Raw genomic sequence first — 24,861 nt, 5'->3', positions numbered from 1 at the left:
GGAATCCAGGGTGTTGATGTGGCTGGATGTTGCTTTTGGCAAACACGATTTTTCTGAATCAATCAGCGCCGCCTCAGTGCGGGTGGCGGCGGCTGTCGATGCGGCGCTTGAGTTCCACGTAGTCGAACAGGTCGCTGAGCATGAAATGGCGGTTTTCCGGGTTGCGCATATGGGTGACGGTGCGCGGGTCGCCGGCCAGGTAGTTTTTGGCGGTGCGCACAAAGCCATCGGGCAGGTGCTGGTTAAAGCTGGATGGCTGACTGAGCAGATGACAGACCTGCTCGAACAGCAGGCGAAAACGTTCGTCGTCCGGACCCATGTAGATGTCGGACAAATTGCCGTAGCGGGTAAACAGCGCGGTGTAGTCGGAGATGTCGGGGGTGGGCATGGCGGGGCGCTCAAAAGTGACGGGGACGGCGCGTGTTATAACAGTTTTGTCACGATTTTGCAGCGCAAAAACAGCAAACGCCGCATAGAGCGGCGTTTGCTGCGTTGCTTTGAAGTGGTGGAGGTAAGCGGGATCGAACCGCTGACCTCTTGCATGCCATGCAAGCGCTCTCCCAGCTGAGCTATACCCCCACTGTCGGGTGCGCGTTTCCGGGCTAGGGAAACGGGGTGCTGATGAAACAACACCAGAATACTGGCGTCCCCACGGGGATTCGAACCCCGGTTATCGCCGTGAAAGGGCGGTGTCCTAGGCCTCTAGACGATGGGGACTACGGCCTGGTTGACTAAAAACGCCGCAAGCAGCGGCGCTTTTGATCGAAACTGAATGGTGGAGGTAAGCGGGATCGAACCGCTGACCTCTTGCATGCCATGCAAGCGCTCTCCCAGCTGAGCTATACCCCCACAGAACAGAGAACAACCGAATTGCGCTGCTGGCTGGTAGCAGTGCTGTCGTTCAATGTGGGGCGCATTATGCAGGAGCTCTTTTCAGCTGTAAAGGCTTTTTTGTAAAAATTTTTAAAAATGGCGCTCGGGGTATAATTTGACTGTCTCGTTCCAGCAAGGATGGCCCATGTCGGTCGGTCACTATGAAAATTTCCCGGTAGGCTCGGTTTTGCTGCCGGCACGGTTACGGCCAGCGGTACACGCTATTTACCGCTTTGCCCGCAGCGCCGACGACCTGGCCGATGAAGGTGACGCCAGCCCGGCCCAGCGGCTGGCGGCGCTGGCGGGCTACCGTGCCCGGCTGGATGCCATTGCCCAGGGAGAACACTGTGCGGGCGACCCGGTGTTTGCGCCGCTGGCCCAGGCGATTACCCGCCACCAGCTGCCGCTGGCCCCATTTTACGATCTGCTCAGCGCCTTCAGCCAGGACGTGACCACCACCCGCTACGCCACATTTGCCGAGCTGGTCAGCTATTGCCGGCTGTCGGCCAACCCGGTGGGCCGGCTGATGCTGCACTTGTTTGATGAGCACGACCCGCGCAGCCTGGCTATGTCCGACGGCATTTGCACTGCGCTGCAACTGACCAATTTCTTGCAGGATATCGCCCTGGACTGGCAAAAAGGCCGGGTGTACCTGCCGCAGGACGCGCTGGCCAAATACCGGGTCAGCGAAGCGCAGATTGCCGCTGGCGACACCAGCGGGCTGTGGTCGGTGATGATGCAGCAGCAGATTGGCCGGGCGCGCAGCATGCTGGCGGCGGGCGCGCCGCTGGGCAAACGCCTGCCGGGGCGCTTTGGCCTGGAATTGCGGCTGATTGTGCTGGGCGGGGAAACCATTTTGCGCAAGCTGCATCGCAGCGGCGGCGATGTCTTTCAGCAGCGCCCGGTGCTGACCGCCCGCGACTGGCTGTATATGGGCTATCGCGCGCTGTTGGGCCGCTGACCCATTGCGCCATGCTGCGCCAGAACATGCCAAATACATCAGCTTGCCGTGACGTGTCTGTCAGGCAGGCTGCAGACTGATTCTTTATCCGAGGAAGCCCCACGGTGACGCCCGACCAATATTGTGAAGACAAGGCCGCCAAAAGCGGTTCCAGCTTCTACTACAGCTTTCGCTTCTTGCCGGAAGACCGCCGCCGCGCGGTGACGGCGCTGTACGCCTTTTGCCGTGAAGTGGACGATGTGGTGGACGAATGCCAGGACGAACGGGTGGCGCGGGTCAAGCTGGCCTGGTGGCGCAGCGAAGTGGCGCGGCTGTACGCCGGCGCACCCGAACACCCGGTGGGCCAGGCCTTGCTGCCGCATGTGCGTGCGCTGGATTTGCCGCAAGGCCAGTTGCTGGAAATCATCGACGGCATGGAAATGGACCTCGACCAGGCGCGCTACGCCAGCTTCCGCGACTTGCAGCTGTACTGTTACCGGGTAGCCGGCGTGGTGGGCCAGCTGTGCGCGCAGATTTTTGGCTACCAGGACCGGCAGACGCTGAAATACGCGCATGATCTGGGGATTGCCTTTCAGCTGACCAACATCATCCGCGATGTAGGTGAAGACGCCCGGCGCGGGCGGATTTATCTGCCGGTAGAAGACTTGCAGCGCTTCAATGTGCCGGCGGAGGATATTCTCAACTACCGGGAAACCCCGGCGTTTCAGGCGCTGATGCTGTTTCAGATCGAACGCGCCGAACAGTTTTACACGCAGGCGCTGGCACTGCTGCCGGCAGTAGACCGCAAGCCACAACGCCCCGGCCTGATGATGGCAGCGATTTACCGCGCCACGCTGGAAGAAATCCGCCGCGATGGTGCCGAAAAGGTGCTGAATCAGCGGTTGTCGCTGACCCCCATCCGCAAACTGTGGCTGGCCTGGAAAACCTCGGTGTTTGGATGAGCCGGCCAACGCGGCCACGGGTGGCGGTGGTTGGCGCGGGCTGGGCCGGGCTGGCGGCTGCCGTCACCCTGGCGGACTGGGCAGATCTCACGGTGTTCGAGGCTGGCAGGGTGGCGGGCGGTCGCGCCCGACGGCTGGCGGCCCCGGCCAGTGAAGGCGTGTTCGACAATGGCCAGCATTTGCTGCTGGGCGCTTATCAGCACTGCCTGCAACTGATGCGCCAGGTGGGGGCCAACCCGGACACCCTGCTGTGGCGCGTGCCGCAGCGGCTGGAAATGGCCGACGAGTTTTGCCTGACGCTGCCGCGTCTGCCCGCGCCGCTTAACCAACTGGCCGGCTGGCTGGGCTTGCGCGGACTGAGCTGGGCAGAACGCTGGGCCTGGCTGCGCGCCCTCTTGCACTTGCGCCGCCAAGGCTTTACTGTGCCCGCCACGCAGACCGTGGCCGACTGGTTGGCTGAACAGCGCCAGTCGGCGCGGCTGGTGCGTTGCTTTTGGGAGCCGCTGGTGCTGGCGGCGCTGAATACCCCGCTGGCGCAAGCGTCGATGCAGGTGCTGGCCACGGTGCTGCGCGATGGCGTGGCCGGCCCGGCGGCGCACAGCGAGATGCTGATGCCCAAAGTGGACCTGTCGGCGCTGTTTCCCGAACCGGCGCTGCACTGGCTGCGCGCACAAGGACATGCCACCCGTTTGGCGAACAGGGTAAAATCCCTGCTGCCCGATGCCGACGGGGTGACGGTGGATGCCGAGCGCTTTGACGCCGTGGTGCTGGCCACCGCGCCACAGCACCTGGCCGCGCTGCTGCCCGCTGCCGCACAAGACTGGCTGGCCCCGGTCAATAAACTGGGCTATCAGCCGATATACACGGTGTATTTGCGCGCGCAACGGCCAGCCGCGCTGCCGCAGGCGTGGCTGGGGCTGGCTGGCGAGCCGTGGGGGCAATGGGTATTCGACCGGCAGCGTTGTGTTGGGCAGGCTGGCTGGCTGGCGGTGGTGATCAGCGGGCCCGGCCCGCATCAGGCACTGAGCCCCGACACCTTGCTGCAGCACACTGCCGCCATGCTGAACCGGCGTTTTCCCGATTTGCGCGCCCAGGCCGAAGGCCGGGTGGTTGCCGAGCGGCGCGCCACCTTCAGTTGCGATGCCGGCATGCAACGGATTCACCCCCGCAGCCCCTGGCCACGCCTGGTGCTGGCGGGCGATCATGTGGCGGGGCCGTATCCGGCCACGCTGGAAGGCGCGGTGCGCAGTGGCGCACACGCGGCGCATATTCTTGAGAAAGTACTGAATTGCTGATGCACGCAACACAAGACACTCCGCTGCCGTCCGACCTGCTGGCCGGGCGGACCATTCTGGTGACCGGCGCTTCGCAGGGCCTGGGCCGTGCCGTGGCGCTGGCCGCCGCCGCCCACGGTGCCACCGTGGTGCTGCTGGCGCGCAATATCAAGCGCCTGGAAGCGGTGTACGATGACATCCTGGCTGCAGGCGGCCCGGAGCCAGCGGCCATCCCGCTGGACCTGCTGACCGCCAGCGACGATGATTTCAACGCCGTGGCGGTGAAGATTCATCAGGAACTGGGCCAGCTGGACGGGATTGTGCATTGTGCCTCGCACTTTTATGCGCTGTCGCCGCTGGAAAACCAGGGCATCGACGAATGGATGAACCAGTTCCGAATCAATACCGTTGCCCCGGCTGCGCTCACCCGCGCCTGCCTGCCGCTGCTCAAGGCGTCGGCTGATGCCTCGGTGCTGGCCGTGGGCGAAACCCATGGCCTGCACCCCGGCCCGTTCTGGGGCGGCTTTGCCGTGTCGCACGCCGGCCTGCCGCACTGGGTGCGCATGGCGGCCAGCGAATGGGACAATCAGCCCAATCTGCGCATCAATCTGCTGATTCCTGGCCCGGTGCAATCGCCGCAACGCGTGCGCACCCACCCCGGCGAAGCCAAAACCGCGCTGCCGCCCGCCGACAGCCTGATGCCGGCCTTTCTGTACTGGCTGGGGCCGCAAAGCCAGGGCCAGAGTGGCCAGATCATCGAACTTAACCCGCAAAGGTAAACCGTATGCGAGTCTTACTGCCCTTGACGTGTGCCATTTTGCTTGGCGGCTGCAACTGGGTCGGCAATGTCAGCGGTCTGAACCGCGAAGCCAACGAAGCCATCGGTGCCGGTTGCCGGCAAACCGGGCGCTCGCTGGAAGAGTGCTTCAACCGCCACCCTGAGGCCGACCGGGCCCAGGTGTACGCTGGCTGGCGTGGCATGAACGAGTACATGACCAAGAACAACCTGACCACCATGACGCCGCCGCCTGACCCGAAACCGCTGGCTGAACAAAAAACCAACGGCAAGGATAAGGACAGCGCCTCCAAGGCCAGGGCAGAGCGCTTTGCCGAAGTCGACCCGGACGCCGGCAAACCGGATCCGGAAGTGGAAGCCGTGCTGCGCAATCTGCGCTCCAGCAAGCCGGCTAGCATTTCCCAGGCTCAGGAAGGCGAGCTGGGCCGGGTGTTGTCGATCATCAACGACCCGTCCCTGTCGCCACCGCCCGCCCCCGGCAGCAAGCAGTAAGCCGGCCCTGAACGGTCAGGCCCACAGCAGCCAGCCCCACCTTATGTCGGGCTGGCTGCTGGTGTTTCACGCGCTGGCAGTGCGGTTGGACATTCCCTGATCCCCCTGTGGGCTGCTAGACTGCGCAGTTGTCCGATGTTCTTGACTGAAAATCCCCATGCGCATTTCTCAACGTGAAATTCGAGCCGTGTTTTCCCTGTTTGGCAATGGCAGCCTGAAAACCAAGCTGATGGCCCTGCTGGTGCTGGTCAGCGCGGTGGCCGGGCTGTTCTTTACTGGCACCGTTGGCGGCCATGGCCTGATTGAAGGCCGGGTAGTGGGGGTGGCGGATGGCGACACCATTACCGTGCTGGCGCTGGGCAATAGCCCGGAAAAAGTCCGTTTTGCCTTTATCGATGCCCCGGAAAAGGCCCAGCCGCATGGTCAGGCGGCCAAAGTGGCGCTGTCGGCGCGCCTGTTTGGCCGTGAGGTTAAGGTAGAGGTGATCGAAAAAGACCGCTATGGCCGCAATGTGGGGCGGGTGTGGGTGGACAATGTCGATGTCAACCTGGCCCAGGTAGAAGACGGCTACGCCTGGCACTACGCCCAGTACGCCAAGAAAAACCAGTCCGCCAGTGATTTCCAGGCCTACCAGCAGGCTGAACACACGGCCCGGCAAAACCATCTTGGCCTGTGGCAGGATGCCAGTCCCACGGCACCGTGGGACTATCGCCAGTCCAAACGCGAAACCGCAGGCAATTAGGCCCCGCATCAGGGAGTTCCATGAACGCGATGCTTAACGGCCCACAAACTGCCACGCCCTGAGCAGTTTGTGGTCATGGGATCGGCGCAGCGATTGGCATCGCTGCGGCAACCCAGGAAAACGTACACTCAATGCCGTGTGTCGCCAAATACGTCGTCCAGCGCGTCACCACCCGGTCGATGCGCTGCTTGATGGGGAGTGAGCGACGGCATCAGCCAGGTTGCGAATGGCGCGTTTGGCCGCTGCGCTGTCTGGCGTGTGTTCAAAACAAAAGATGGCCGCCACCACGCGCTGCATGTCTTCCAGCTCGGCAGCGGGGAATGCCCCTTCGTCCAGCAGCCAGAATTTCAGCCGGGGCTGAAAGGCTTTGAGCACCTGCGGATGGACGCGGATCAGATCGTAGCGTTCGCTGCTTTGCCGCCAGCGGGCGTCGCCGTTGTACAGCACGATGGGCAGCACCGGCGGCAGCCCTTCGGTGGTATTGACTGCCTTGCTGCGCAGCAGATGATCGTACAGCGCAGCCACATATTGCAGCATGCGCGCCGGCATGGTGTCGTCCGGGGTGGATTGGAATTCCAGCAGCAGATACAAGTAAATCCGCCGTCCCTGCAACTCCACAGACCAGACAAGATCATCCGCGCGCGGCTTCATCGCCGGAGTGACGTAGTTGCCGTTTTCCAGCCGCAGGGTGGTGTAGTCGAGCAGCGCTGAGACGCCCGGCGGGGCAAAGGCTTCCAGCAGTTCCTGCACCAGTTCGGCGCGGGAAAACAGGTGTTTATAACCGCTGTCGTGAAGGTGTGCCATCGCCCAAGTGTCGCGTGACGGATGGGTGGGCTCAAGATGCTACGTCAGGGTGGTAGCGGGTTGAGGCGCTTGCCTTGGGCCTCGCATCTGCCGGGCTTAGCGCCCGGTCATGTCATGGTATACCGCCGCCAGCCCGGCGGCCTTGTACGCCCGGGCCACCTGGCGCGCGCGCGCCAGCGAAGACGGGTCTTCGCCAACAATCTCCAGCAAACGCTCAAAGCGGGCATAGCCCTCGGGCACCCCCAGCGACAGATTCAGCAGCACCGGCGCTGGCACCGCACCAGCAGGCAGCTGGGTGCTGAGCAACACCGGCGTTTCTGCTGCGTGCGGGTGGTCGAGCGTGCAATGCGGAATGAAGCTGGTGGGCTGCCAGGTCCAGAGCAACTCATCCAGCCTGGCCAGACTGGCGCTGTCCGGCAGCAGCACCAGCAGGCGCTGCCCCTTGCCCATCACCGTGCTGGCCAGCTTGCAGGCAAAGCCCAGCGGGTCACGCACATGGTGATAAAAATCAATCTGCTGCGTCATCGTCGTGCCCGGCTTCCGGGGTGTCACGGCGTGGACGGCCACGGCGTACCACATTGCCGGCGGCAGTGTCGGCGCGATCCAGCAGGAACTGGGTCAGCAGCGGCACCGGACGGCCAGTGGCCCCTTTTTCCTTGCCGCTTTTCCATGCCACCCCAGCAATGTCCAGATGCGCCCAGTCGTAGGCCTTGGTGAAGCGCGACAAAAAGCACGCGGCGGTGATGCTGCCACCGGGGCGACCGCCCACATTGGCCACATCGGCAAAGTTGCTTTTCAGCACCTCGTGGTATTCCTCCCACATCGGCATCGGCCAGACGCGGTCGGCGGCTTCGTCAGCAGCGGCCTGCAGCTCGCGGCTCAGGCTGTCCTGATTGCTGAACAGCGCGCTGGCCTGATGGCCCAGGGCGATGATGCAGGCCCCGGTCAGCGTGGCCACATCCACCACGGCGGCAGGGTCAAAGCGTTCGCAGTAGGTCAGCGCATCGCACAGCACCAGCCGGCCTTCGGCGTCGGTATTGAGAATTTCGATGGTCTGGCCAGACAGGCTGGTGACAATGTCGCCCGGTTTGGACGCGCCGCCGGACGGCATGTTTTCGGCAGCGGCCACCACGGCAATCACATTAAGCGGCAGCTTCATCTCGGCAATCGCCTGGAAGGTGCCCAGCACGCTGGCGGCACCGCACATATCGTACTTCATTTCGTCCATGCCTTCGCCGGGCTTGAGCGAAATGCCACCGGAATCAAACGTAATGCCCTTGCCGACCAGCACCACCGGTTTTTGCCCGGCGTCGCCACCCAGATGCTTGAGCACAATCAGCTTGGGCGGCTGAATGCTGCCCTTGCCCACTGACAGCAGCGAGCCCATGCCCAGCTCGGCCATGTCGGCCTGCTCCAGCACGGTCAGTTCGCTGCCAAAGCGTTCGGCCAGTGCCCGGGCGGTGTCGGCCAGGTAGGTTGGCGTGCAGACATTGCCCGGCAGATTGCCCAGGTCACGCGCCAGTTTCATGCCATTGGCAATGGCCAGGCCACGCACCAGGCCGGCTTCGCCCTCGGCCAGATCGCTGCGCCGGCTGACCGACAGGGTGAGCTTGCGCAGCTCGCGCAGGTTCTCATCCGGCTTGCTCTTGAACTGGTCAAAGCGGTATTGCGCATCCAGCGACAGGCTGGCGGCAGTTTCGATCATCCATTCCACATCGCGTTTTTTCACCGTCAGCTCGGTCAGGTAGCTGACCGCTTCCAGCGCGGCGGTCTTGCTCAGCGCGGTCAGCGAGGCGCGAATGGCTTCACGGTATTCTTTTTCGCGGAACTCGCGCTCTTTGCCCAGGCCAACCAGCATCACCCGGTCACACAGGGTGTGCGGTACCGAATGCAGCACCAGCGTGCTGCCCAGCTTGCCTTCCAGGTCGCCACGGCGCAGCACATCGCTGATGAAGCCATTGGAAATCCGGTCGAGCAGGTCAGCGGCAAACGACAATTTGCGCGCTTCGTACACCCCGACAATCACACACGCGACCCGCTGCTTCTCTGGGCTGCCACTTTTTATGCTAAATTCCATGATTCGCTCCCATATTCTGGCATGGTGAAGTTTCGGCTGATCCGGGCTTTAGGCCTGCATGAGCAGGCCCTGATCCACGCGGTCCGGGGTCGGCGCCGGGCGGGCGCCCAGCGGCAAGCATGACAAAACCGGGGCTAAGCCCGGCTTTTTTGCAATCACCGCCGTTTTTTCGTTGTTTTCAATTATCGGCTTGTCCCTGATAAAAAGTCAAAGAAGGCGTTTTTCGCATGATTTTTCAACGCAGCCTGATTCGTGAGCTGACCCAGGTGGCCATGGCGGTGTTTACCGTGCTGCTGGCCATTGTGCTCACCACTCAGGTGCTCAAACTGTTTGGCCGGGCGGCGGCGGGTCAGCTGGCGTCTGACGCCATTCTGGCCATGGTGGGCTTTGCCACCCTGGCGTCGTTTGGCGTGGTATTGTCGCTGACCTTGTTCATCTCAATCATGATTGTGCTGACCCGGCTGTACCGCGACAGTGAAATGTCGGTATGGCTGACCGCCGGGCTGTCCCCCGCAGCATGGATCCGTCCGGTGCTCACCTTTGCCGTGCCGCTGGTGCTGCTGGTGGCCATTGTCAGCCTGTTTCTGGCCCCCTGGGCCAAGGGCAAGGGCAACCAGTACGCCAACCTGCTCAAGCAACGCGAGGAAATCTCGGCGCTGGCACCAGGGGTGTTCAAGGAAACCCAGGGTGGCAAGCGGGTGTACTTCATCGAAAACTACTCGGGTGAAGCCGGGTCGGCGTCGAATATCTTTGTCCAGCTGATTGATGGCAACGGCAAGCTGTCGGCGGTGTTTGCCCGTTCGGGCCGGCTGTATACCGACGAGCAGCACGGCGAGCGCTTTTTGCTGCTGGAGCATGGCCGCCGTTACGAAGGCGAAGCCGGCCAGCAGGATTTTCGCATTGTGGAATTTGAACGCTACCGGGTACGGATCGACCAGGCGCTGAAACCGCTGACCGAAAGCAGCAGCAAGATACGCCAGACCCAGGCCTTGCTGGCCAGCCAGGATAGCGCCGACCGGGGCGAACTGGCCTGGCGGCTGTCGATGCCGGTCAGCGCGCTGATTCTGGCCTTGCTGGCTATTCCCTTGTCGTATTACAACCCGCGAGCCGGGCAAACCTTCAACCTGTTGCTGGCGCTGTTTATCTACATGTTTTATTACAACACCATGGGCGTGGTCGAATCCGCCATTTCGCGTGACAAACTCAGCTGGCTGTCTGGCATGCTGCCTTTGCATCTGGCGCTGTTTGCGCTGTTTGTCGGGCTGATGGCCTGGCGCAGTGGCGTACTGCGCCGCTGGAGGAGCCGCACATGAGCCTGATGACCCGTTATCTGATTCGCCGGATTAGCCTGACCACGCTGTTTACCCTGATGGCGCTGGTGGCGCTGTTTTCGTTTTTTGACATCATCAACGAAGCCTCCGACCTGGGCAAAGGCCATTACACCCTGGGCATCATGCTGGTGCATGTGCTGCTGCAAGCGCCAGGCCATGTGTATGAACTGCTGCCGCTGGCGGTGCTGATTGGCACGCTGGTGGCGATGAGCCTGCTGGCCTCGGCGTCGGAATACACGGTGATGCGCGCCTCGGGGGTGTCATTGTGGCGCGTGGGCAGCATTCTGCTGCAGGTGGGGCTGGGCTTTGCCCTGGTGACCCTGCTGATGGGCGAGTTCATCGCGCCCAAGGCCGAACAGGAAGCCGAGCGGCTGAAAATCCGCGCCACCCGGTCAGTGGTGGCGCAGCAGTTCAATTCCGGCTCGTGGATGAAAGACGACCGCAATTTCATCAATGTGCGGGAAATCCTGCCGGATAATTCGCTGATGGGCGTGCGCATTTACCAGTATGACGCCAATCTGCGCCTGATTCACACCCGCTACGCCGAACGCGGCCATTATCTGGGCGAGGGTGCCTGGCAGCTGGACAAGGTACAGGACTCCAAAATCACCCCCACCCGCATCGTGCGTACCGAGCAGGCGTCGGTGGTGTGGAAGTCGGTGATTCGCCCGGAAATCCTGTCGGTGTTGCTGGTGGTGCCCGAGCAGATGTCTGGCTTGAACCTGATGGCGTATATCGAGCACCTGAAAAAGAACAGCCAGAAAACCTCACGCTACGAAATTGCCTTGTGGGGCAAAATCTTTTACCCGCTGGCCTGTCTGTCGATGGCGCTGATGGCGCTGGCGTTCACCCCGGTCAACCGCCGGCAGGGCAATCTGGGCATGCAGCTGTTTATTGGCATCCTGATTGGCCTGACCTTTCACTTTTTCAATCGCCTGCTCGGCCATCTCGGCCTGCTGTATAACTGGTGGCCAGCGGCAGTGGCCATTCTGCCCACGCTGACTTTCCTGGCGGCAGGCGCTGTCCTGACCACCTGGCGCGAGCGGCGCTGATGCGTCGGGCCACTCCCCCCTTTCTGCACCGGAACCCTGTCGGATGAACACGCCCCTTTCTGCCGAACACCTTGCCCGCTGGCGCAGCAAGCTGCAGCATGGCCGGGAAAAACTGGCCGAACACTTTTCCCGCCAGCGCGACCCGCACTGGGTCATGAAACGCACCACCGATATTGTTGATGGCATTATCCGCGAGGTCTGGCGTGAACTGGGCCTGGGCGACCAGGCGGCGGCAATTGCCGTGGGGGGCTATGGCCGCGCCCAGCAGTTTCCGCATTCCGACATCGACCTGCTGGTGCTGCTGCCGGAAAATCCCGACGAGGCACTCTCCGCCAGAGTTGAACAACTGATTGGCGCGCTGTGGGACGCCGGGCTGGAGGTGGGCCACAGCGTGCGCACGCTGAACGAATGCATGGCCGAGGCCGCCGGCGACATCACCATCGAAACCACCCTGCTGGAAAACCGCTGGCTGATTGGCAACACGGCGCTGCACACCCAGCTGAACCAGCAGCTGGAAGCACATATCGACCCGGTGGCGTTTTTCGAGGCCAAGCAGTTCGAGCAGCAGCAGCGGCACAACAAATACTTTGGCGTGGCCAATAATCTGGAGCCCAACGTCAAGGAAAGCCCCGGTGGCCTGCGCGATTTGCAAACCATTTTGTGGATCAGCAAGGCCAGCGGGCTGGGCGACAGCTGGGGGGCGCTGGTGGAAGGCGGCATTCTTACCGCCCAGGAAGCACGGCTGATTCGCCACAGCGAAAAACAGCTGCAATGCCTACGCATCGACCTGCATCTGACCGCCAAACGCCGTGAAGACCGGCTGATTTTTGATTTTCAGCAGCAGGTGGCACTGCGCTGGGGCCTGCACGACAGCCCCACCCGCCGCGCCTCCGAGCAGCTGATGCAGCTGTACTACCGCGCCGCCCGGCTGGTCAGCCAGCTCAACGGCATTTTGCTGCCCAATCTCAAAGCCCGGCTGTACTCACAGGTGCGTCAGGTTAGCCATGTGCTCAACGAACGTTTTCGCACGCTCAACGGCATGCTTGCCGTGCGCCGTCCGGATGTGTTTGAAAAAACCCCATCGGCGATTCTGGAAGGCTTTCTGCTGTTGCAGCGCCATCCCGAGCTGACCGGCTTCACCCCGAAAACCCTGCGCGCGCTGTGGCACGCCCGAGGGCGCATCAACGAAGCATTCCGGCGTGACCCGGCCAACCGCGCACTGTTTGTGCAGATGTTCCGCGAACCAGCCGGGCTGACCCGTGGCCTGCGCCGGATGAATCTGTACGGTGTGCTGGGCCGCTATCTGCCGGCCTGGGGACGGATTGTCGGCCAGATGCAGCACGATCTGTTTCATGTCTACACCGTGGACGAACACATCCTGATGGTGGTGCGCAATCTGCGCCGCTTTGCCTCACCGGCATTCAACCACGAATACCCGTTTTGCAGCCGCCTGATCAATGACTTTGACCGCCCGGAAGCGTTGTATCTGGCCGGCCTGTTTCACGACATCGCCAAGGGGCGAGGCGGCGACCACTCAACCCTGGGCATGGCCGACGCCAGGGCATTTTGCGTCAGCCATGGCCTGGCAGAAGAAGACGGCGCGCTGGTGGAATGGCTGGTTGGCCAGCATCTGAGCATGTCGGCCATCGCGCAAAAAGAAGATATCTACGACCCGGAAACCGTGCAGCGCTTTGCCGAGCGGGTGGGCGACCCACGCCGGCTGACCGCGCTTTACCTGCTGACCGTGGCTGATATTCGCGGCACCAGCCCCAAGGTGTGGAACGCCTGGAAAGGCAAGCTGCTGGAAGACCTGTACACCTCCACCCTGCGCGTGCTGGCGCGTGGTGGCCATGTGGACATGGAGTCCGAACTGGAAGAACGCCGCGATGAAGCGCGCTGCCTGCTGCGGCTGTCACTGGTGCCGGATGGTGTGGAAGAAAAACTGTGGAAGCAGCTGGATACGGTGTATTTCCTGCGCCACGAAGCGCGGGAAATCGCCTGGCACGCCCGCGTGCTCAACCGCTTTGTTGATACTGACACGCCGATTGTCAAGGCACGGATTTCCAGCAGCAAGGAAGGCATCAAGGTGCTGGTCTACACCCCCGACCAACCCGACCTGTTTGCCCGCATCTGCGGCTTTTTTGGCCGCACCCATTACAGCATTGCCGACGCCAAGGTGTACACCACCCGGCATGGCTACGCGCTGGATACCTTCCATGTGTTTGTGCCCGAGCATTTTGACGGCGATTACCGCGACCTGATCAACTACGTGGAATTCGAACTGGCCGCCCTGCTTGCCCGCCAGGCACCGCTGGCACCGCCGAACGGTGGACGCATCAACCGCCATCTGAAATATTTTCCGATTGAGCCGCAGGTCAGCATTCGCCCGGACGATCGCGGCAATTACCATGTGCTGTCGATTGTCACCGGCGACCGCCCCGGCCTGCTGGCGCGGATTGCCTGGGTGCTGTCGCGCCATCAGGTGCGGGTGCAGTCGGCCAAGATCATGACCCTGGGCTCGCGGGTGGAAGACTCCTTCCTGCTGGAAGGCGGCGCGCTCAACGACCCGAAAACCGCCCTGCAAATGGAAGGCGAGCTGCTCGACGTGCTGCAGCTGCAAGGCTGATGGAAACCCGAGCATGAAAGACACCGTCACCCTGCACCGCGCCGGCCAGACCATTAAGCTGGAATGCCAGTGGCTGTTTGCCGAGCGCAGCCAGGCCCCCTTGCTGGTGTTTCTGCACGAAGGTCTGGGTTCATTTCCATGTGGCGCGACTATCCGCAGCGGCTGTGCGCGGCTACCGGCTGCCGGGGTCTGGTGTATTCGCGCCATGGCTACGGTCAGTCCACCCCGCGTCAGCCAGATACCTGCTGGGCACCGGACTATCTGCATCAGGAAAGCTGGGACGTGCTGCCGGCCTTGCTCGACGCCCTGGGGGTGGATGCGCCATGCTGGCTGTTTGGTCATAGCGATGGCGGTTCAATCGCCCTGCTGTTTGCCGCCCGTTTTCCCCAGCGCACCCAGGGAATCATCGTGCTGGCACCGCATATTTTTGTGGAAGAAGTCACTATCGCCGGCATCCGCGCTGCGCGTGAAGGCTACCAGCAAGGCGGTCTGCGCGAACGACTGGCACGCCACCACGCCGACCCGGATTCGCCATTCTGGGGCTGGAACCACGCCTGGCTGAACCCGGCGTTTCGTGACTGGAATCTGGAGCAGGACATTGCCGGAATGGCGTGCCCGCTGCTGGCGATTCAGGGTGAAGATGATGAGTACGCCAGCATGGCGCAAATCGACGGCATCCAGCGCATCGTGCCGCACACCCAGCTGTTAAAGCTGGCCCACTGTGGCCACAGCCCGCACCGCGACCAGCCGGAGGCGGTGACTGCTGCCGTTCAGGCGTTTCTGGCGGCACATTCTCCCGCCTGACTGCTGAGGGCGGCATGGTGTCCCGCGCAAGCCAGACAGCAAAAAGCCATGCACGCGCATGGCTTTGATTCAAACTTTTGCAGGCTACCTCAACCGGCATCTTCCGGTGGGTGCCCACTGATCCCACGCCAACGGCTGCGGCAATCGATCAACGCCCGTACGGACGCGGTGCCGGACGCGGGCCAGGTGCGCGCTCGTCCTTGTGGCGGAAGCTGACGCGTGCCTTGGTCAGGTCATATGGCGACATTTCCACCGTTACCCGGTCACCTGCCAGAATGCGGATGCGGTGCTTGCGCATTTTGCCTGAGGCATAGGCGATCACTTCGGCACCGTTTTCCAGCTTGACCAGAAAGGTCGATCCCGGCAGCAGTTCGGTTACCAGGCCTTCAAATTCAATCGGTTCTTCTTTTGCCATGATGGCGCTCCATGACCGGCCACGCCGACCAAGCGCGCGTGCGTCAAGACAATCCGGCGACAGGGCCTGATCGGTAGTCCGTCAACGACGGCAGATCGAAACACAGACCGCTTCGGGGATACAGTGGAAAGACACAGGCCCGTCATTGACCAGAGCCTGGCTGACGGGCAATAGGGCAGAGCATGGGCAGCAGCGCTGCATGAAACCAGCTTGCCGTTCGGCGCATCAGGCGCTGAACCGGCAGGCATGCCCTGCGAGACGGGAGGGTGCTGCTTGCCTGACCCATGGCTGGGCCAAGTATAACTGGTTGCGGGAACAGGACTCGAACCTGTGACCTTCGGGTTATGAGCCCGACGAGCTGCCAACTGCTCCATCCCGCGACTGAACGACACGGCGATACGGAAAATTTTCCATACCGCCTAAATTAGGTGGTGCAGGGATGATTACAGTACTCCCCGCCTGATACTTCATCAATGGTGGTCGTGCGATGATTTGCAAGATCCGGACGTATCCAACAGCTAACGAACAGCCAATATAACAGCAAGTTTGCTTAATGTCGAGCTTTTATTTTTATATGGTTATAAAGCATCAACCCGACCAGGTGGTGCGCCCCGCCAGCAGGGGCACACCACCTGGCTGAATGCCTTACTGCCCGTGCAGCGATGCGCTCAGACGCGCATCCGGGTCTTCGTCGTCCTGACGGGTATTGGGCGGGTCCACCGGGCAAAAGCCGTTGATCTCACCACTGCCATGTTGCAGATACAGCGTCAGCGCACTGACCAGCGCACAGAGCGCCCAGGACGCAAAAAAGAACACGCTGTAACCGGCCAGTGGGCTGATAAACAGCGCGCTGCCATTCAGGGTGAGCTCCATCGGATCAAAAATGGAAAAAAACGTGACCGTCATCACCAAGGCGATGATAAAGGCGGGCCATAGAATCAGGATAGGTTTGTGTTGCATCGCGAAACTCCTGTTTGCGGCAGACACGAAAAAACAGCAGGCCAAGCTTGCCGGGCAGCACCCAACACTTGCGGAGTGTGACCCGACCACGGTGCCTGCTCTCCCCGGTGCGCGCCAGTCATCCCGGCATACGCTCCGGCTTTCAGCTTAGCAGGTGGCAGGCGGCTGTGCCGGCATGAATGTCTGAATAAATGAAATTCCGCGACCCAGTACGAGACAATCGTCTTGAATCACCATGGCCCGAACGGGCTGCGCCCGCCACGCGCCAGCCAGCCCACCCCGGCAGCCAGCAAGGCGGGCAACAGCATCTGGCTGAACAAAGCCAGCACGCTGGGCGTTCGCCGTGCGCTTCTCAGCCGGTAAAACTGCAGCAACAGGGTGGCCAGCCAGAATACCAGGGTCATGGCAGCAGGGCGGTACCAGTAAGCGTAGCGGATATCGTCACTGAACAGGCCGCCAGCCAGCACGCCCAGATGACCGAGCATCATTGCCAGGCTATCGCTGGCCAGACGGTCATGCGGCGGAAGGTCCAGTGGAAACGGGCGACACAACAGCCAGCCGGTGGCGGCCACGCCTTGCCACAGATAGGGATAAAAACACGGCAGCCACAAGGCGCTGACCGCCAGTTGCGGACGCAGCAGCTTGAAACCAATGGCTAACAGTGCCCAGCCGGCCAGCCACATCACCCAGGCAAGGCCATCGCCACTGCGCTGCACCCGCCACAGGCCGCGCGCGGCAAAGGCAGGCAGCAACAGCAGGCTGATCCACAGCGGGGCGTCGGCCATGGCGAAGGTCAGTGCATCGACAGGGTGCGCATCAGCGCGGCGCTGAGCAGTTCACCCAGATTGGCCAGGTAGTCGGTTTCCATGTCGGTGGTGAAACGATAGCTGTCCAGGCTGGCCAGCACCAGCAGGCCAAAGGCTTCGCCGCTGTCGCGGCGCAGAGCCACCTGGCCAAATGACTGCATCACCGGGTCACGCGAGAACCAGTCGATGATGTGGTCCGGGGCAAACGGGCCAGCGTAGGGCTGGGTGAGGTTGCGGGCAATAATGGGCAGGCGCACATCATTGGCGTGCCAGTCAGTCAGGCTGTCGTGGTCGGTTCCGCTGCCCCACAGCCGCAGGCCGGCATGGGTGATGTCGAAGTCGCGCTCCAGGCTGCTGAGCGTGGTTTGTACCGCATCCCGCGCATCCAGGGTGCGCACCAGGCGAATCGACAAGGCATGCAGACGGGTGATGATCTGGTCATTGCGTTCGCCAAAGCGGATCAGCTGGGTCATTTTGGCACCCAACTGACGGTTTTTATCGCGCAGGGCCAGCACTTGCCGCTCCACCAGCGGCACCGCATAGTCGGATTGCGGGTGCGGCACCCGCACGCTGGCCAGTAATTCGCTATGCTGGTCAAAAAACTCCGGGTGGGCTTCCAGGTAGGCGGCCACTTCGCTGGCGGTCATCGACATCAAACAGGACTCCGTCGGGGCAGTGCGGGGCGTCAACGGCCCGCTTGCGGGCACTGTTGTCACCGTCAAAAGGGTTAGAGGGACACCGTGCCGTGAAACACTGTCACCGTGGGGCCGGTCATGCGCACCGGCTGGCCTGGACCAGCCCATTCAATCCGCAAGTCGCCGCCACGGGTGTGGACGGTCACCGCCGATGCCAGCAGCCCCCGGCGAATGCCGGCGACTACCGCTGCACAGGCTCCGGTGCCACAGGCCAGGGTTTCACCCGCGCCGCGCTCGTAAACGCGCAGGGCAATTTCATCTGGTGACAGGATTTGCATGAAACCGGCATTCACCCGCTGGGGAAAGCGTGGGTGTGATTCAATTTGCGGGCCCTGGCTGGCCACCGGTGCGGTGGCGATGTCTTCCACCACCTGCACCGCGTGCGGGTTGCCCATCGACACCACGGTGATGGCCAGCTCGCTGCCATCGGCCAGGGTAAGCGGATGAATCACCGTCTCGGCGTCGGCTTCAAACGGGATGTCCACCGGAAAAAAGCGCGGCGCGCCCATATCGACGGTGACCATGCCGTCGTCGCCCAGCACCGGGGTAATGATGCCCTTGGCGGTTTCCACCCGGATGGCGCGTTTGTCGGTCAGCCCCTGCTCAACCACAAAGCGGGCAAAACAGCGCGCGCCATTGCCGCATTGCTCCACTTCGCCGCCATCGCTGTTGAAGATCCGGTAGCGAAAATCGGTGTCTGGCAGCGCTGGGGCTTCCACCAGCAGCAGCTGATCAAAGCCGATGCCCGTGTGGCGGTCGCCCAGTTGGCGGATTTGTGCCGGGCTCAGGCGCACGCGCTGGCGCACACCATCAATCACCATAAAATCGTTGCCCAGGCCGTGCATTTTGCTGAACTGTAAGGTCATGGAGTCTGTATTTCTCTGCCGTCAGGTTTTTTTATAAGGGCACGTGCATCAACATGGTTGCGCGGCGGCCAAGCCGGGCAACTCCGATGCAAACTGCCTGCACTGCGGCTGTGCAGGCAAAATCATAAACCATATTGTCATCTTCCGGCAGTCTGTTGCCGCCGGGTGAGATGGATAAAGCGATAGGTCCAGCCGCTGCTGGCCTGCACATGGCTGTCGGTGGACAGGGTGTGCCATGCGCCAGCGTCGATAGGTGGAAAATACGCATCGCCGTCGATATCTGCGTCAATTTCAGTCATAAACAACTCATCTGCCAGCAGCAGCGCCTGGGCGTACAACTGGGCTCCGCCAATCACAAACACCCGCGCTGGTGCAGGGTCGCTCTGTCGGCACAAGGCCAGCGCGTCTTCCAGCGACGCCGCGCGTTCAGCGCCCTCGGCCTGCCAGGCCGGATTGCGGCTGAGCACAATATTGCGCCGCCCCGGCAAAGGCCGGCCAATTGACGCCCAGGTATGCCTGCCCATGATGATCGGCGCGCCCAGCGTGGTGCGCTTGAAGTGCTGCAAGTCTTCCGGCAGATGCCAGGGCAGCGCATTGTTTTTGCCAATCACCCGGTTGCGGGCCATGGCGACAATCAAGGCCAGCGCACTCATACCGCCACCTCCGCCCGGATGGCCGGATGCGGATCGTAGCTTTCCAGGGTGAAGTCGTCAAAGCGGAAGGCAAACAGGTCGGTTACCGCCGGGTTGAGGCGCATCACCGGCAAGGCGCGCGGCTCGCGGCTTAATTGCAGCGCGGCCTGTTCCAGGTGGTTGCTGTACAGATGCGCGTCACCCAGGGTATGAATGAACTCGCCCGGCTGCAGGCCGCACACCTGCGCCACCATCAGGGTCAGCAGTGCATAGCTGGCAATATTGAACGGCACGCCAAGAAAGATATCGGCGCTGCGCTGGTAAAGCTGACAGGATAATTTGCCATCGGCCACATAAAACTGGAACAGCGCATGGCACGGTGGCAAGGCCATTTGCTCAACCAGCGCCGGATTCCACGCCGAGACAATCATCCGCCGCGAGTCGGGGGTGTCGCGCAACTGGCGCAGCACCTGGCTGATCTGGTCGATATGCCGGCCATCCGGCGCGGGCCAACTGCGCCACTGGTAGCCATACACCGGGCCCAGGTCGCCATTGGCATCCGCCCATTCATCCCAGATGGATACGCCATGGTCTTTCAGGTAGCGGATATTGGTGTCGCCGGCCAGAAACCACAGCAGCTCGTGAATGATGGATTTGACGTGGGCTTTTTTGGTGGTGACCAAGGGAAAACCGGCGGCCAGATCAAAGCGCATCTGGTAACCAAACACCGAGCGCGTGCCGGTGCCGGTACGATCGGTTTTGACGTGGCCATGCGCCAGCACATGGCGCATGAGATCAAGATAAACCTGCATGAAAAACCCCAAACCCTCTCATGATGAACTGATGGACACAAAAGTCCGGTAAAATCGCCAGGTTGACACCCTTGACCGCCTGCGCGCCATGTCCGAAGAAAGCGACCTCGAAAAAACCGAAGAGCCCTCAGAGCAGAAACTCCAGCGGGCGCGCGAAGATGGTCAGTTACCCCGATCCAAGGAGCTGGCCACGTTTGCCGTGACCATGACCGGGGTGGCGCTGCTGATTGTGCTGGGCGATCAGCTCATGGACTCGCTCAACAACATTATCCGCCGGGAGTTCATCTTCGACCAGAAAACCCTGCTGCAGGAAGGCTTGATCAACGAGCATTTCCGCCAGGATATGGTGGATATGATCATCATGCTGATGCCTATTCTGGGTGCGTTGATGGTCGCATCAATTGGCCCTACCCTGCTGCTGGGCGGCTGGAATTTTACCCTGAATCCGATTGGCTTCAAGTTCAACAAGCTGAACCCTGGTCCAGGGATCAAGCGGATGTTTTCCGTCTCGGCGGTGATGGAAGGCGGCAAGGCGGTACTGAAAAGTGCGCTGATTGGTGGCATATCCACCTGGGTGATCTGGCTGGAAATGGGCCAGATTATCCAGCTGATTACCCTGCCGCTGGACGAAAGCATTGCGCGCATGATGGAACTGACCGTGCACACCACGCTGATTGTGGTCAGTTCGCTGCTGCTGCTGGTGCTGATTGACGTGCCATTCCAGTGGTGGAATTTCCGCAAGGGTCTGCGCATGACCAAAGAGGAAATGAAACAGGAGAACAAAACCTCGGAAGGCAGCCCCGAAGTGAAGGGCCGGATTCGCCAGTTGCAACGCGAAGCCGCGCGCAAGCGGATGATGTCGGAAGTGCCCAACGCCGACGTGATTGTCACCAACCCGACGCATTATGCGGTAGCCATCAAGTACGAAGAAGGCATGCGCGCGCCCAAAGTACTGGCCAAGGGCAAGCTGAAAACCGCCGAAAACATCATTGCGCTGGGGAAGGAGCACAAGGTTGCCATCATGCGCGCGCCGCCCTTTGCCCGTGCTTTGTACCATAATGCCGAAATTGGCCAGGAAATTCCGCATCAGCTGTACACCGCTGCCGCGCAAGTTCTCGCCTATGTTTTCCAGTTACGCCATTATAATGCCCACGGCGGCATCACCCCGGTCTATCCGGACACACTGCCCGTACCCCCTGAGCTTGACCCGGCCAGCAAGAGCCAGCAAGATACTTCGCCAACCCCGAAATCGTGAATGATGCTGGATGGATAAATTCTCCCTGTTCCTGAAACGCTACAACTACACCTCGCTGGCAGGCCCGATCCTCATCATCATGATTCTGGGGATGATGGTCCTGCCGCTGCCGGCGGTGTTATTGGACATTTTCTTTACCTTCAACATTGCCGTATCGATCATCGTGCTGATGGTCGGGCTGAATACCCGGCAACCACTGGAGTTCTCGGCGTTTCCTGCCGTGCTGCTGGTCACCACCCTGCTGCGGCTGTCGCTGAACGTGGCGTCCAGCCGGACCATTCTGCTGCACGGGCATAACGGCCCGGATGCCGCCGGCAAGGTAATTGAAGCGTTCTCGCACTTTCTGGTCGGCAGCAATTACGCTGTCGGTATTGTGGTGTTCATCATCCTGACCATCATCAATTTTGTGGTGATCACCAAGGGTGCCGGGCGGATCGCCGAAGTGAGTGCCCGCTTTACCCTGGATGCCATGCCCGGCAAGCAGATGGCGATTGACGCCGACCTGAACGCTGGCCTGATTGGTGAAGAAGACGCCAAAAAACGTCGGGCGCAGATTGCCGACGAAGCCAACTTCTTTGGCTCAATGGACGGTGCCTCCAAGTTTGTCCGTGGTGACGCGATTGCCGGCATCATGATCATGCTGATCAACATTGTTGGCGGGCTGACCGTTGGCCTGGTGCAGCATGACCTGCCGCTGGGCAAGGCGCTGGAAACCTATACGCTGCTGACCATCGGCGATGGCCTGGTGGCGCAGATTCCTGGCCTGATCATCTCCACTGCCGCCGGTATTGTGGTGTCGCGCGTGGGCACCGACAAAGACCTGTCCGAGCAGATGCTGGGGCAGATGTTTGCCAACTCGCAGGTGCTGTACATCACCGCCGGCGTGATTGGCCTGATCGGGATCATCCCGAACATGCCGCACTTTGCCTTCTTGCTGATTGCCGCTTCGCTGGCCGGCCTGGCCTGGGCGCTGGAGCGCAGCAAGCAGAAACAGGCCGAAATGGCCTTTGACGAACCCGATCTGGCCGATGCCCAGCAACTGACCGAAACACCACTGGCCGAAGTCAGCTGGAAGGACGTGCAGGCTGTCGATCCGGTCGGGCTGGAAGTGGGCTACCGGCTGATTCCGCTGGTCGACCGCGCCCAGGATGGCGAGCTTTTGCGCCGGGTGCGCGGCATCCGCAAGAAAATTGCCCAGGAGCTGGGTTTCCTGGTGCCATCGGTGCATATCCGTGACAACCTGGAAATCCGCCCGAACGAATACCGCATTCTGCTCAAGGGCGTGGAAGTGGGCCAGGGTGAAGCGTTTGTCGGCCAGTATCTGGCCATCAATCCGGGCCGGGTGCTGGGCACTGTACAGGGCACGCCCACCACTGACCCGGCGTTTGGTCTGCCAGCACTGTGGATTGAATCCGGTCTGCGCGATGAGGCCCAATCGCTGGGCTACACCGTGGTGGACGCCAGCACCGTGGTGGCCACGCATATTTCCAATATCCTGTCCAATCACTCTGCCGAACTGCTGGGTCGCGAAGAAACCCAGCAACTGGTTGACCATGTGGCCAAGGATGCACCGAAGCTGGTGGAAGACCTGATCCCGAAAGTGGTGCCGATTGGCATTCTGCAAAAAGTGCTGCAGAACATGCTGACCGAAGGCTTGCACATTCGCGATATTCGCACCATCATCGAAACACTGGCCGAACACACGCCGATTACCCAGGATATCGACGACCTGACCTCGGCGGTGCGGGTGGCGCTGGGGCGTACCATTGTGTACCAGCTGTATGGCAGCGCGGATGAATTGCCGGTGATGACGCTGGACCCGAACCTGGAACAAATCCTGGTGAACGCCGTACAATCCAAGGGCGGCGGCCTGGAACCGGGGCTGGCCGAAAGCTTGCTGGCCAATACCTCGCGTGAAGCTGAACGCGTTGAGCAGCAAGGGCAAGCGCCAGTGCTGTTGACACCGGCAGCCTTGCGTCCGCTGCTGGCCAAATTCCTGCGCCGGGCCATGCCGCAACTGGCCGTGCTGGCGCATAATGAAATTCCGGACAACAAAACCATCCGCATCATTTCTGTGGTGGGTGGTCGAGAGTAAGCGCATATGGTTGTGAAGAAGTTTTTTGGGGCCACCACTCGCGATGCCCTCAAACAGGTCCGTAACGAACTGGGAGAGGACGCCCTGATCCTGTCCAACCGCCCGGTAGGCGGCGGGGTAGAGATCATGGCGGTGGCTGACGCGGATGTCAGTGCGCTGGCATCCAGCATGAAACCCGGCAGCACCGCCACACCGGCGGTGCAGGCCAGCACGTCTGCAGCGCCCAAACCGGCCGCAGGTGGCAAGGCCTCGCCAATGTCCAACGCCGTGGCGCGCACTTACGCCATGCCGGTGGAGCCGCTGGATGAGCCTACGCCATCCCGCCCGGCCACCACGGAAACCTTCAGCAGCCAGGCCACCCGCCAGGTTGCCGCCGATCCGACCCCGCGCAGCTCGTCGCCACCCTCAATCAGCATTCCGATGTCGGCGCTGACCTCCACCTCGCCGCCGCCGCCACCGCCCGCACCATCGCCGCAGTCGGTATACGCTCGTTATGAAGCGCCCGAACAGCCCAGCCGTGAACTCGCCCCGTCTGCCGACAGCCTGCCCGATCTGGGCGACAACCCGGCACTGAGCGATCAAGCCATGGAAAAAATCGACTCGCTGTCGGGTGAAATGCGCGAAATGCGCACCATGCTGCAAAGCCAGCTGGCCAGCCTGGCCTGGGCCAATATGGAAGAGCACCATCCGCGCCAGGCCGAGCTGTTCCGCCAGATGCTGGCGCTGGGCCTGTCGCCAGCGCTGTGCCGCCAGCTGGTGGCCAAGCTGCCAGACAATCTGGGTGACGAAGCCGCGCTGAAATGGGCCAAGCTGGCCTTGGTGCATAACCTGAAAACCGTAGAAGAATCCGATGAAATCATCGCACGGGGCGGGGTATACGCACTGGTAGGTCCCACCGGAATCGGCAAGACCACCACGGTGGCCAAGCTGGCCGCCCGCGCCACCCTGCGCCACGGCACTGAACGCATCGCCCTGATCACCACCGACAGCTACCGGATTGGCGCACAGGATCAACTGCGCCTGTACGGCAAGATTCTCGGCGTGTCGGTGTTCTCGGTGCAAAACGAAGCCGACCTGCACGTGACCCTGGCCGACCTGGCCGACAAGCATCTGGTGCTGATCGACTCCACCGGCATGGGCCAGCGCGATGCGCGGGTGGACGCACAAACCCAGATGTACGCACACAACGCCGCCAATGGCGGGCGCTCGATTGCCCGGATTCTGGTGCTGGCGGCCAATGCTGACGGTGCCACGCTGGAAGATGTGGTCAACCGCTACCTGCCTGGCGGCGGGCTGGTGGGCTGCGTGATGTCGAAAATTGACGAAGCCCCCACCCTGGGCGGTGCCATCGACACGGTGATTCGCCATCGCCTGCCGCTGCTGTACGTCACCAACGGCCAGCGCGTGCCAGAAGACCTTCACCTGGCCAAATCCAATTACCTGATTGACCGCGCCTTCAAGATGGCGCGCGAAGCCAGCCCATACAGCCTGAAAAGTGATGAATATCAGCTGTTGACCTCTGCCTTTGTTGGCACGCTGTAGGAACGGGACC

General features: G+C 61.7%; 24 protein-coding genes and 4 tRNA genes. 13 read left to right on the top strand and 15 right to left on the bottom strand.

From position 1 onward, the window contains the following. Positions 1-73 precede the first annotated feature (73 nt). From BXU06_RS08185 to BXU06_RS08170, 4 genes are all read right to left on the bottom strand, one after another. Positions 74-388, bottom strand: a complete 315-nt coding sequence (locus BXU06_RS08185) for a hypothetical protein (RefSeq protein WP_077298533.1) — start codon at positions 386-388, stop codon at positions 74-76. Positions 389-503: 115 nt separating this feature from the next. Further along, positions 504-579: transfer RNA gene (locus BXU06_RS08180), tRNA-Ala, on the bottom strand. Between the two features lie 62 nt (positions 580-641). After that, a tRNA-Glu gene (locus BXU06_RS08175) sits at positions 642-717 on the bottom strand. A 56-nt stretch (positions 718-773) separates the two neighbouring features. Then, positions 774-849 (bottom strand) — tRNA-Ala (locus BXU06_RS08170). Positions 850-1,018: 169 nt separating this feature from the next. On the opposite strand from BXU06_RS08170, the gene hpnC reads away from it, so the two are divergent. From hpnC to BXU06_RS08140, 6 genes are all read left to right on the top strand, one after another. Further along, the gene (gene hpnC, locus BXU06_RS08165) at positions 1,019-1,834 is read left to right on the top strand and encodes a squalene synthase HpnC (protein WP_077298531.1); all 816 of its coding nucleotides are present in this window, start codon (positions 1,019-1,021) and stop codon (positions 1,832-1,834) included. A gap of 104 nt (positions 1,835-1,938) precedes the next feature. Beyond that, complete coding sequence (gene hpnD / locus BXU06_RS08160; RefSeq protein ID WP_077298528.1) at positions 1,939-2,775, top strand: presqualene diphosphate synthase HpnD; 837 nt, start codon at positions 1,939-1,941, stop codon at positions 2,773-2,775. Then, on the top strand, positions 2,772-4,070 hold the full coding sequence (gene hpnE, locus BXU06_RS08155) for a hydroxysqualene dehydroxylase HpnE (protein WP_077298526.1): 1,299 nt from the start codon (positions 2,772-2,774) through the stop codon (positions 4,068-4,070). Before hpnD ends, hpnE begins: the two co-directional genes overlap by 4 nt. Further along, positions 4,070-4,828 (top strand): SDR family oxidoreductase, encoded by a 759-nt coding sequence (locus BXU06_RS08150; protein WP_077298524.1) that lies wholly within the window; start codon positions 4,070-4,072, stop codon positions 4,826-4,828. The genes hpnE and BXU06_RS08150 overlap by 1 nt, the downstream gene beginning before the upstream one ends. A 5-nt stretch (positions 4,829-4,833) precedes the next feature. Beyond that, positions 4,834-5,337 (top strand): hypothetical protein, encoded by a 504-nt coding sequence (locus tag BXU06_RS08145; protein ID WP_150125152.1) that lies wholly within the window; start codon positions 4,834-4,836, stop codon positions 5,335-5,337. A 157-nt stretch (positions 5,338-5,494) separates the two neighbouring features. Beyond that, positions 5,495-6,079: a thermonuclease family protein gene (locus tag BXU06_RS08140; protein ID WP_077298520.1), complete on the top strand. Its 585-nt coding sequence runs from the start codon at positions 5,495-5,497 to the stop codon at positions 6,077-6,079. A 165-nt stretch (positions 6,080-6,244) separates the two neighbouring features. On the opposite strand, the gene BXU06_RS08135 is transcribed toward BXU06_RS08140, so the two are convergent. From BXU06_RS08135 to BXU06_RS08125, 3 genes are all read right to left on the bottom strand, one after another. Continuing rightward, the gene (locus BXU06_RS08135; protein ID WP_077298518.1) at positions 6,245-6,883 is read right to left on the bottom strand and encodes an Rpn family recombination-promoting nuclease/putative transposase; all 639 of its coding nucleotides are present in this window, start codon (positions 6,881-6,883) and stop codon (positions 6,245-6,247) included. 96 nt (positions 6,884-6,979) lie between these two features. Beyond that, complete coding sequence (locus BXU06_RS08130) at positions 6,980-7,408, bottom strand: DNA polymerase III subunit chi (RefSeq protein ID WP_171982160.1); 429 nt, start codon at positions 7,406-7,408, stop codon at positions 6,980-6,982. Further along, a complete protein-coding gene (locus tag BXU06_RS08125) occupies positions 7,392-8,960 on the bottom strand; it encodes a leucyl aminopeptidase (protein ID WP_077298516.1) in 1,569 nt (522 codons plus the stop codon). Before BXU06_RS08125 ends, BXU06_RS08130 begins: the two co-directional genes overlap by 17 nt. A gap of 227 nt (positions 8,961-9,187) precedes the next feature. Here BXU06_RS08125 and lptF point away from each other — a divergent pair, with 227 nt between their 5' ends. The 4 genes from lptF to BXU06_RS08105 all read left to right on the top strand — a co-directional run bounded on the left by lptF (position 9,188) and on the right by BXU06_RS08105 (position 14,773). Further along, positions 9,188-10,273 carry an LPS export ABC transporter permease LptF gene (gene lptF, locus BXU06_RS08120; RefSeq protein ID WP_077298514.1) on the top strand — a complete coding sequence of 362 codons (1,086 nt, stop codon included), beginning with the start codon at positions 9,188-9,190 and terminating at the stop codon, positions 10,271-10,273. Continuing rightward, positions 10,270-11,343 (top strand): LPS export ABC transporter permease LptG, encoded by a 1,074-nt coding sequence (lptG, locus tag BXU06_RS08115; RefSeq protein ID WP_077298512.1) that lies wholly within the window; start codon positions 10,270-10,272, stop codon positions 11,341-11,343. Before lptF ends, lptG begins: the two co-directional genes overlap by 4 nt. Before the next feature lie 43 nt (positions 11,344-11,386). After that, positions 11,387-13,969: a [protein-PII] uridylyltransferase gene (locus BXU06_RS08110; protein WP_077298510.1), complete on the top strand. Its 2,583-nt coding sequence runs from the start codon at positions 11,387-11,389 to the stop codon at positions 13,967-13,969. Positions 13,970-14,107: 138 nt separating this feature from the next. After that, positions 14,108-14,773, top strand: a complete 666-nt coding sequence (locus BXU06_RS08105; protein WP_216352559.1) for an alpha/beta fold hydrolase — start codon at positions 14,108-14,110, stop codon at positions 14,771-14,773. Positions 14,774-14,921: 148 nt separating this feature from the next. Here the strand turns inward: BXU06_RS08105 and infA are convergent, their stop codons facing one another. The 8 genes from infA to BXU06_RS08065 form a co-directional block, all read right to left on the bottom strand. After that, complete coding sequence (gene infA, locus BXU06_RS08100; protein WP_077298508.1) at positions 14,922-15,188, bottom strand: translation initiation factor IF-1; 267 nt, start codon at positions 15,186-15,188, stop codon at positions 14,922-14,924. A gap of 304 nt (positions 15,189-15,492) precedes the next feature. After that, a tRNA-Met gene (locus tag BXU06_RS08095) sits at positions 15,493-15,568 on the bottom strand. A 265-nt stretch (positions 15,569-15,833) separates the two neighbouring features. After that, the gene (locus tag BXU06_RS08090; protein ID WP_077298506.1) at positions 15,834-16,148 is read right to left on the bottom strand and encodes a hypothetical protein; all 315 of its coding nucleotides are present in this window, start codon (positions 16,146-16,148) and stop codon (positions 15,834-15,836) included. Positions 16,149-16,378: 230 nt separating this feature from the next. After that, positions 16,379-16,933 carry a hypothetical protein gene (locus BXU06_RS08085; protein WP_077298504.1) on the bottom strand — a complete coding sequence of 185 codons (555 nt, stop codon included), beginning with the start codon at positions 16,931-16,933 and terminating at the stop codon, positions 16,379-16,381. An 8-nt stretch (positions 16,934-16,941) separates the two neighbouring features. Further along, the gene (locus BXU06_RS08080) at positions 16,942-17,607 is read right to left on the bottom strand and encodes a DUF484 family protein (protein WP_171982159.1); all 666 of its coding nucleotides are present in this window, start codon (positions 17,605-17,607) and stop codon (positions 16,942-16,944) included. 74 nt (positions 17,608-17,681) lie between these two features. Continuing rightward, positions 17,682-18,515, bottom strand: a complete 834-nt coding sequence (dapF, locus tag BXU06_RS08075; RefSeq protein WP_077298500.1) for a diaminopimelate epimerase — start codon at positions 18,513-18,515, stop codon at positions 17,682-17,684. A gap of 137 nt (positions 18,516-18,652) precedes the next feature. Beyond that, positions 18,653-19,168, bottom strand: a complete 516-nt coding sequence (locus BXU06_RS08070) for a dihydrofolate reductase (RefSeq protein ID WP_077298498.1) — start codon at positions 19,166-19,168, stop codon at positions 18,653-18,655. Then, on the bottom strand, positions 19,165-19,959 hold the full coding sequence (locus tag BXU06_RS08065; protein ID WP_077302756.1) for a thymidylate synthase: 795 nt from the start codon (positions 19,957-19,959) through the stop codon (positions 19,165-19,167). The genes BXU06_RS08070 and BXU06_RS08065 overlap by 4 nt, the downstream gene beginning before the upstream one ends. A gap of 88 nt (positions 19,960-20,047) precedes the next feature. Here BXU06_RS08065 and flhB point away from each other — a divergent pair, with 88 nt between their 5' ends. From flhB to flhF, 3 genes are read left to right on the top strand one after another with little or no spacing between them, the layout of a single operon-like run. Then, complete coding sequence (flhB, locus tag BXU06_RS08060) at positions 20,048-21,214, top strand: flagellar biosynthesis protein FlhB (RefSeq protein WP_077298496.1); 1,167 nt, start codon at positions 20,048-20,050, stop codon at positions 21,212-21,214. A gap of 10 nt (positions 21,215-21,224) precedes the next feature. After that, positions 21,225-23,309 carry a flagellar biosynthesis protein FlhA gene (flhA, locus tag BXU06_RS08055; RefSeq protein ID WP_077298494.1) on the top strand — a complete coding sequence of 695 codons (2,085 nt, stop codon included), beginning with the start codon at positions 21,225-21,227 and terminating at the stop codon, positions 23,307-23,309. Between the two features lie 6 nt (positions 23,310-23,315). Next, positions 23,316-24,851: a flagellar biosynthesis protein FlhF gene (gene flhF, locus BXU06_RS08050; RefSeq protein WP_077298492.1), complete on the top strand. Its 1,536-nt coding sequence runs from the start codon at positions 23,316-23,318 to the stop codon at positions 24,849-24,851. Positions 24,852-24,861: the final 10 nt, after the last annotated feature.

Source organism: Aquaspirillum sp. LM1 (assembly GCF_002002905.1).
In the GTDB taxonomy this organism is placed as follows: Bacteria; Pseudomonadota; Gammaproteobacteria; order Burkholderiales; family Aquaspirillaceae; genus Rivihabitans.
This window is presented reverse-complemented; position numbering and strand designations above follow the sequence as displayed.

Bases quoted from the DNA above. Each gene is read 5' to 3' on its own strand.
- lptG (WP_077298512.1), top strand. From the start codon at position 10,270: ATGAGCCTGATGACCCGTTATCTGATTCGCCGGATTAGCCTGACCACG.
- infA (WP_077298508.1), bottom strand. From the start codon at position 15,188: ATGGCAAAAGAAGAACCGATTGAATTTGAAGGCCTGGTAACCGAACTG.
- BXU06_RS08125 (WP_077298516.1), bottom strand. From the start codon at position 8,960: ATGGAATTTAGCATAAAAAGTGGCAGCCCAGAGAAGCAGCGGGTCGCG.
- BXU06_RS08150 (WP_077298524.1), top strand. From the start codon at position 4,070: ATGCACGCAACACAAGACACTCCGCTGCCGTCCGACCTGCTGGCCGGG.
- BXU06_RS08105 (WP_216352559.1), top strand. From the start codon at position 14,108: ATGTGGCGCGACTATCCGCAGCGGCTGTGCGCGGCTACCGGCTGCCGG.
- BXU06_RS08140 (WP_077298520.1), top strand. From the start codon at position 5,495: ATGCGCATTTCTCAACGTGAAATTCGAGCCGTGTTTTCCCTGTTTGGC.
- BXU06_RS08145 (WP_150125152.1), top strand. From the start codon at position 4,834: ATGCGAGTCTTACTGCCCTTGACGTGTGCCATTTTGCTTGGCGGCTGC.
- BXU06_RS08090 (WP_077298506.1), bottom strand. From the start codon at position 16,148: ATGCAACACAAACCTATCCTGATTCTATGGCCCGCCTTTATCATCGCC.
- lptF (WP_077298514.1), top strand. From the start codon at position 9,188: ATGATTTTTCAACGCAGCCTGATTCGTGAGCTGACCCAGGTGGCCATG.
- BXU06_RS08110 (WP_077298510.1), top strand. From the start codon at position 11,387: ATGAACACGCCCCTTTCTGCCGAACACCTTGCCCGCTGGCGCAGCAAG.
- flhF (WP_077298492.1), top strand. From the start codon at position 23,316: ATGGTTGTGAAGAAGTTTTTTGGGGCCACCACTCGCGATGCCCTCAAA.
- BXU06_RS08185 (WP_077298533.1), bottom strand. From the start codon at position 388: ATGCCCACCCCCGACATCTCCGACTACACCGCGCTGTTTACCCGCTAC.
- flhB (WP_077298496.1), top strand. From the start codon at position 20,048: ATGTCCGAAGAAAGCGACCTCGAAAAAACCGAAGAGCCCTCAGAGCAG.
- BXU06_RS08080 (WP_171982159.1), bottom strand. From the start codon at position 17,607: ATGTCGATGACCGCCAGCGAAGTGGCCGCCTACCTGGAAGCCCACCCG.
- flhA (WP_077298494.1), top strand. From the start codon at position 21,225: ATGGATAAATTCTCCCTGTTCCTGAAACGCTACAACTACACCTCGCTG.
- hpnC (WP_077298531.1), top strand. From the start codon at position 1,019: ATGTCGGTCGGTCACTATGAAAATTTCCCGGTAGGCTCGGTTTTGCTG.
- BXU06_RS08065 (WP_077302756.1), bottom strand. From the start codon at position 19,959: ATGCAGGTTTATCTTGATCTCATGCGCCATGTGCTGGCGCATGGCCAC.
- BXU06_RS08130 (WP_171982160.1), bottom strand. From the start codon at position 7,408: ATGACGCAGCAGATTGATTTTTATCACCATGTGCGTGACCCGCTGGGC.
- dapF (WP_077298500.1), bottom strand. From the start codon at position 18,515: ATGACCTTACAGTTCAGCAAAATGCACGGCCTGGGCAACGATTTTATG.
- BXU06_RS08135 (WP_077298518.1), bottom strand. From the start codon at position 6,883: ATGGCACACCTTCACGACAGCGGTTATAAACACCTGTTTTCCCGCGCC.
- BXU06_RS08070 (WP_077298498.1), bottom strand. From the start codon at position 19,168: ATGAGTGCGCTGGCCTTGATTGTCGCCATGGCCCGCAACCGGGTGATT.
- hpnE (WP_077298526.1), top strand. From the start codon at position 2,772: ATGAGCCGGCCAACGCGGCCACGGGTGGCGGTGGTTGGCGCGGGCTGG.
- BXU06_RS08085 (WP_077298504.1), bottom strand. From the start codon at position 16,933: ATGGCCGACGCCCCGCTGTGGATCAGCCTGCTGTTGCTGCCTGCCTTT.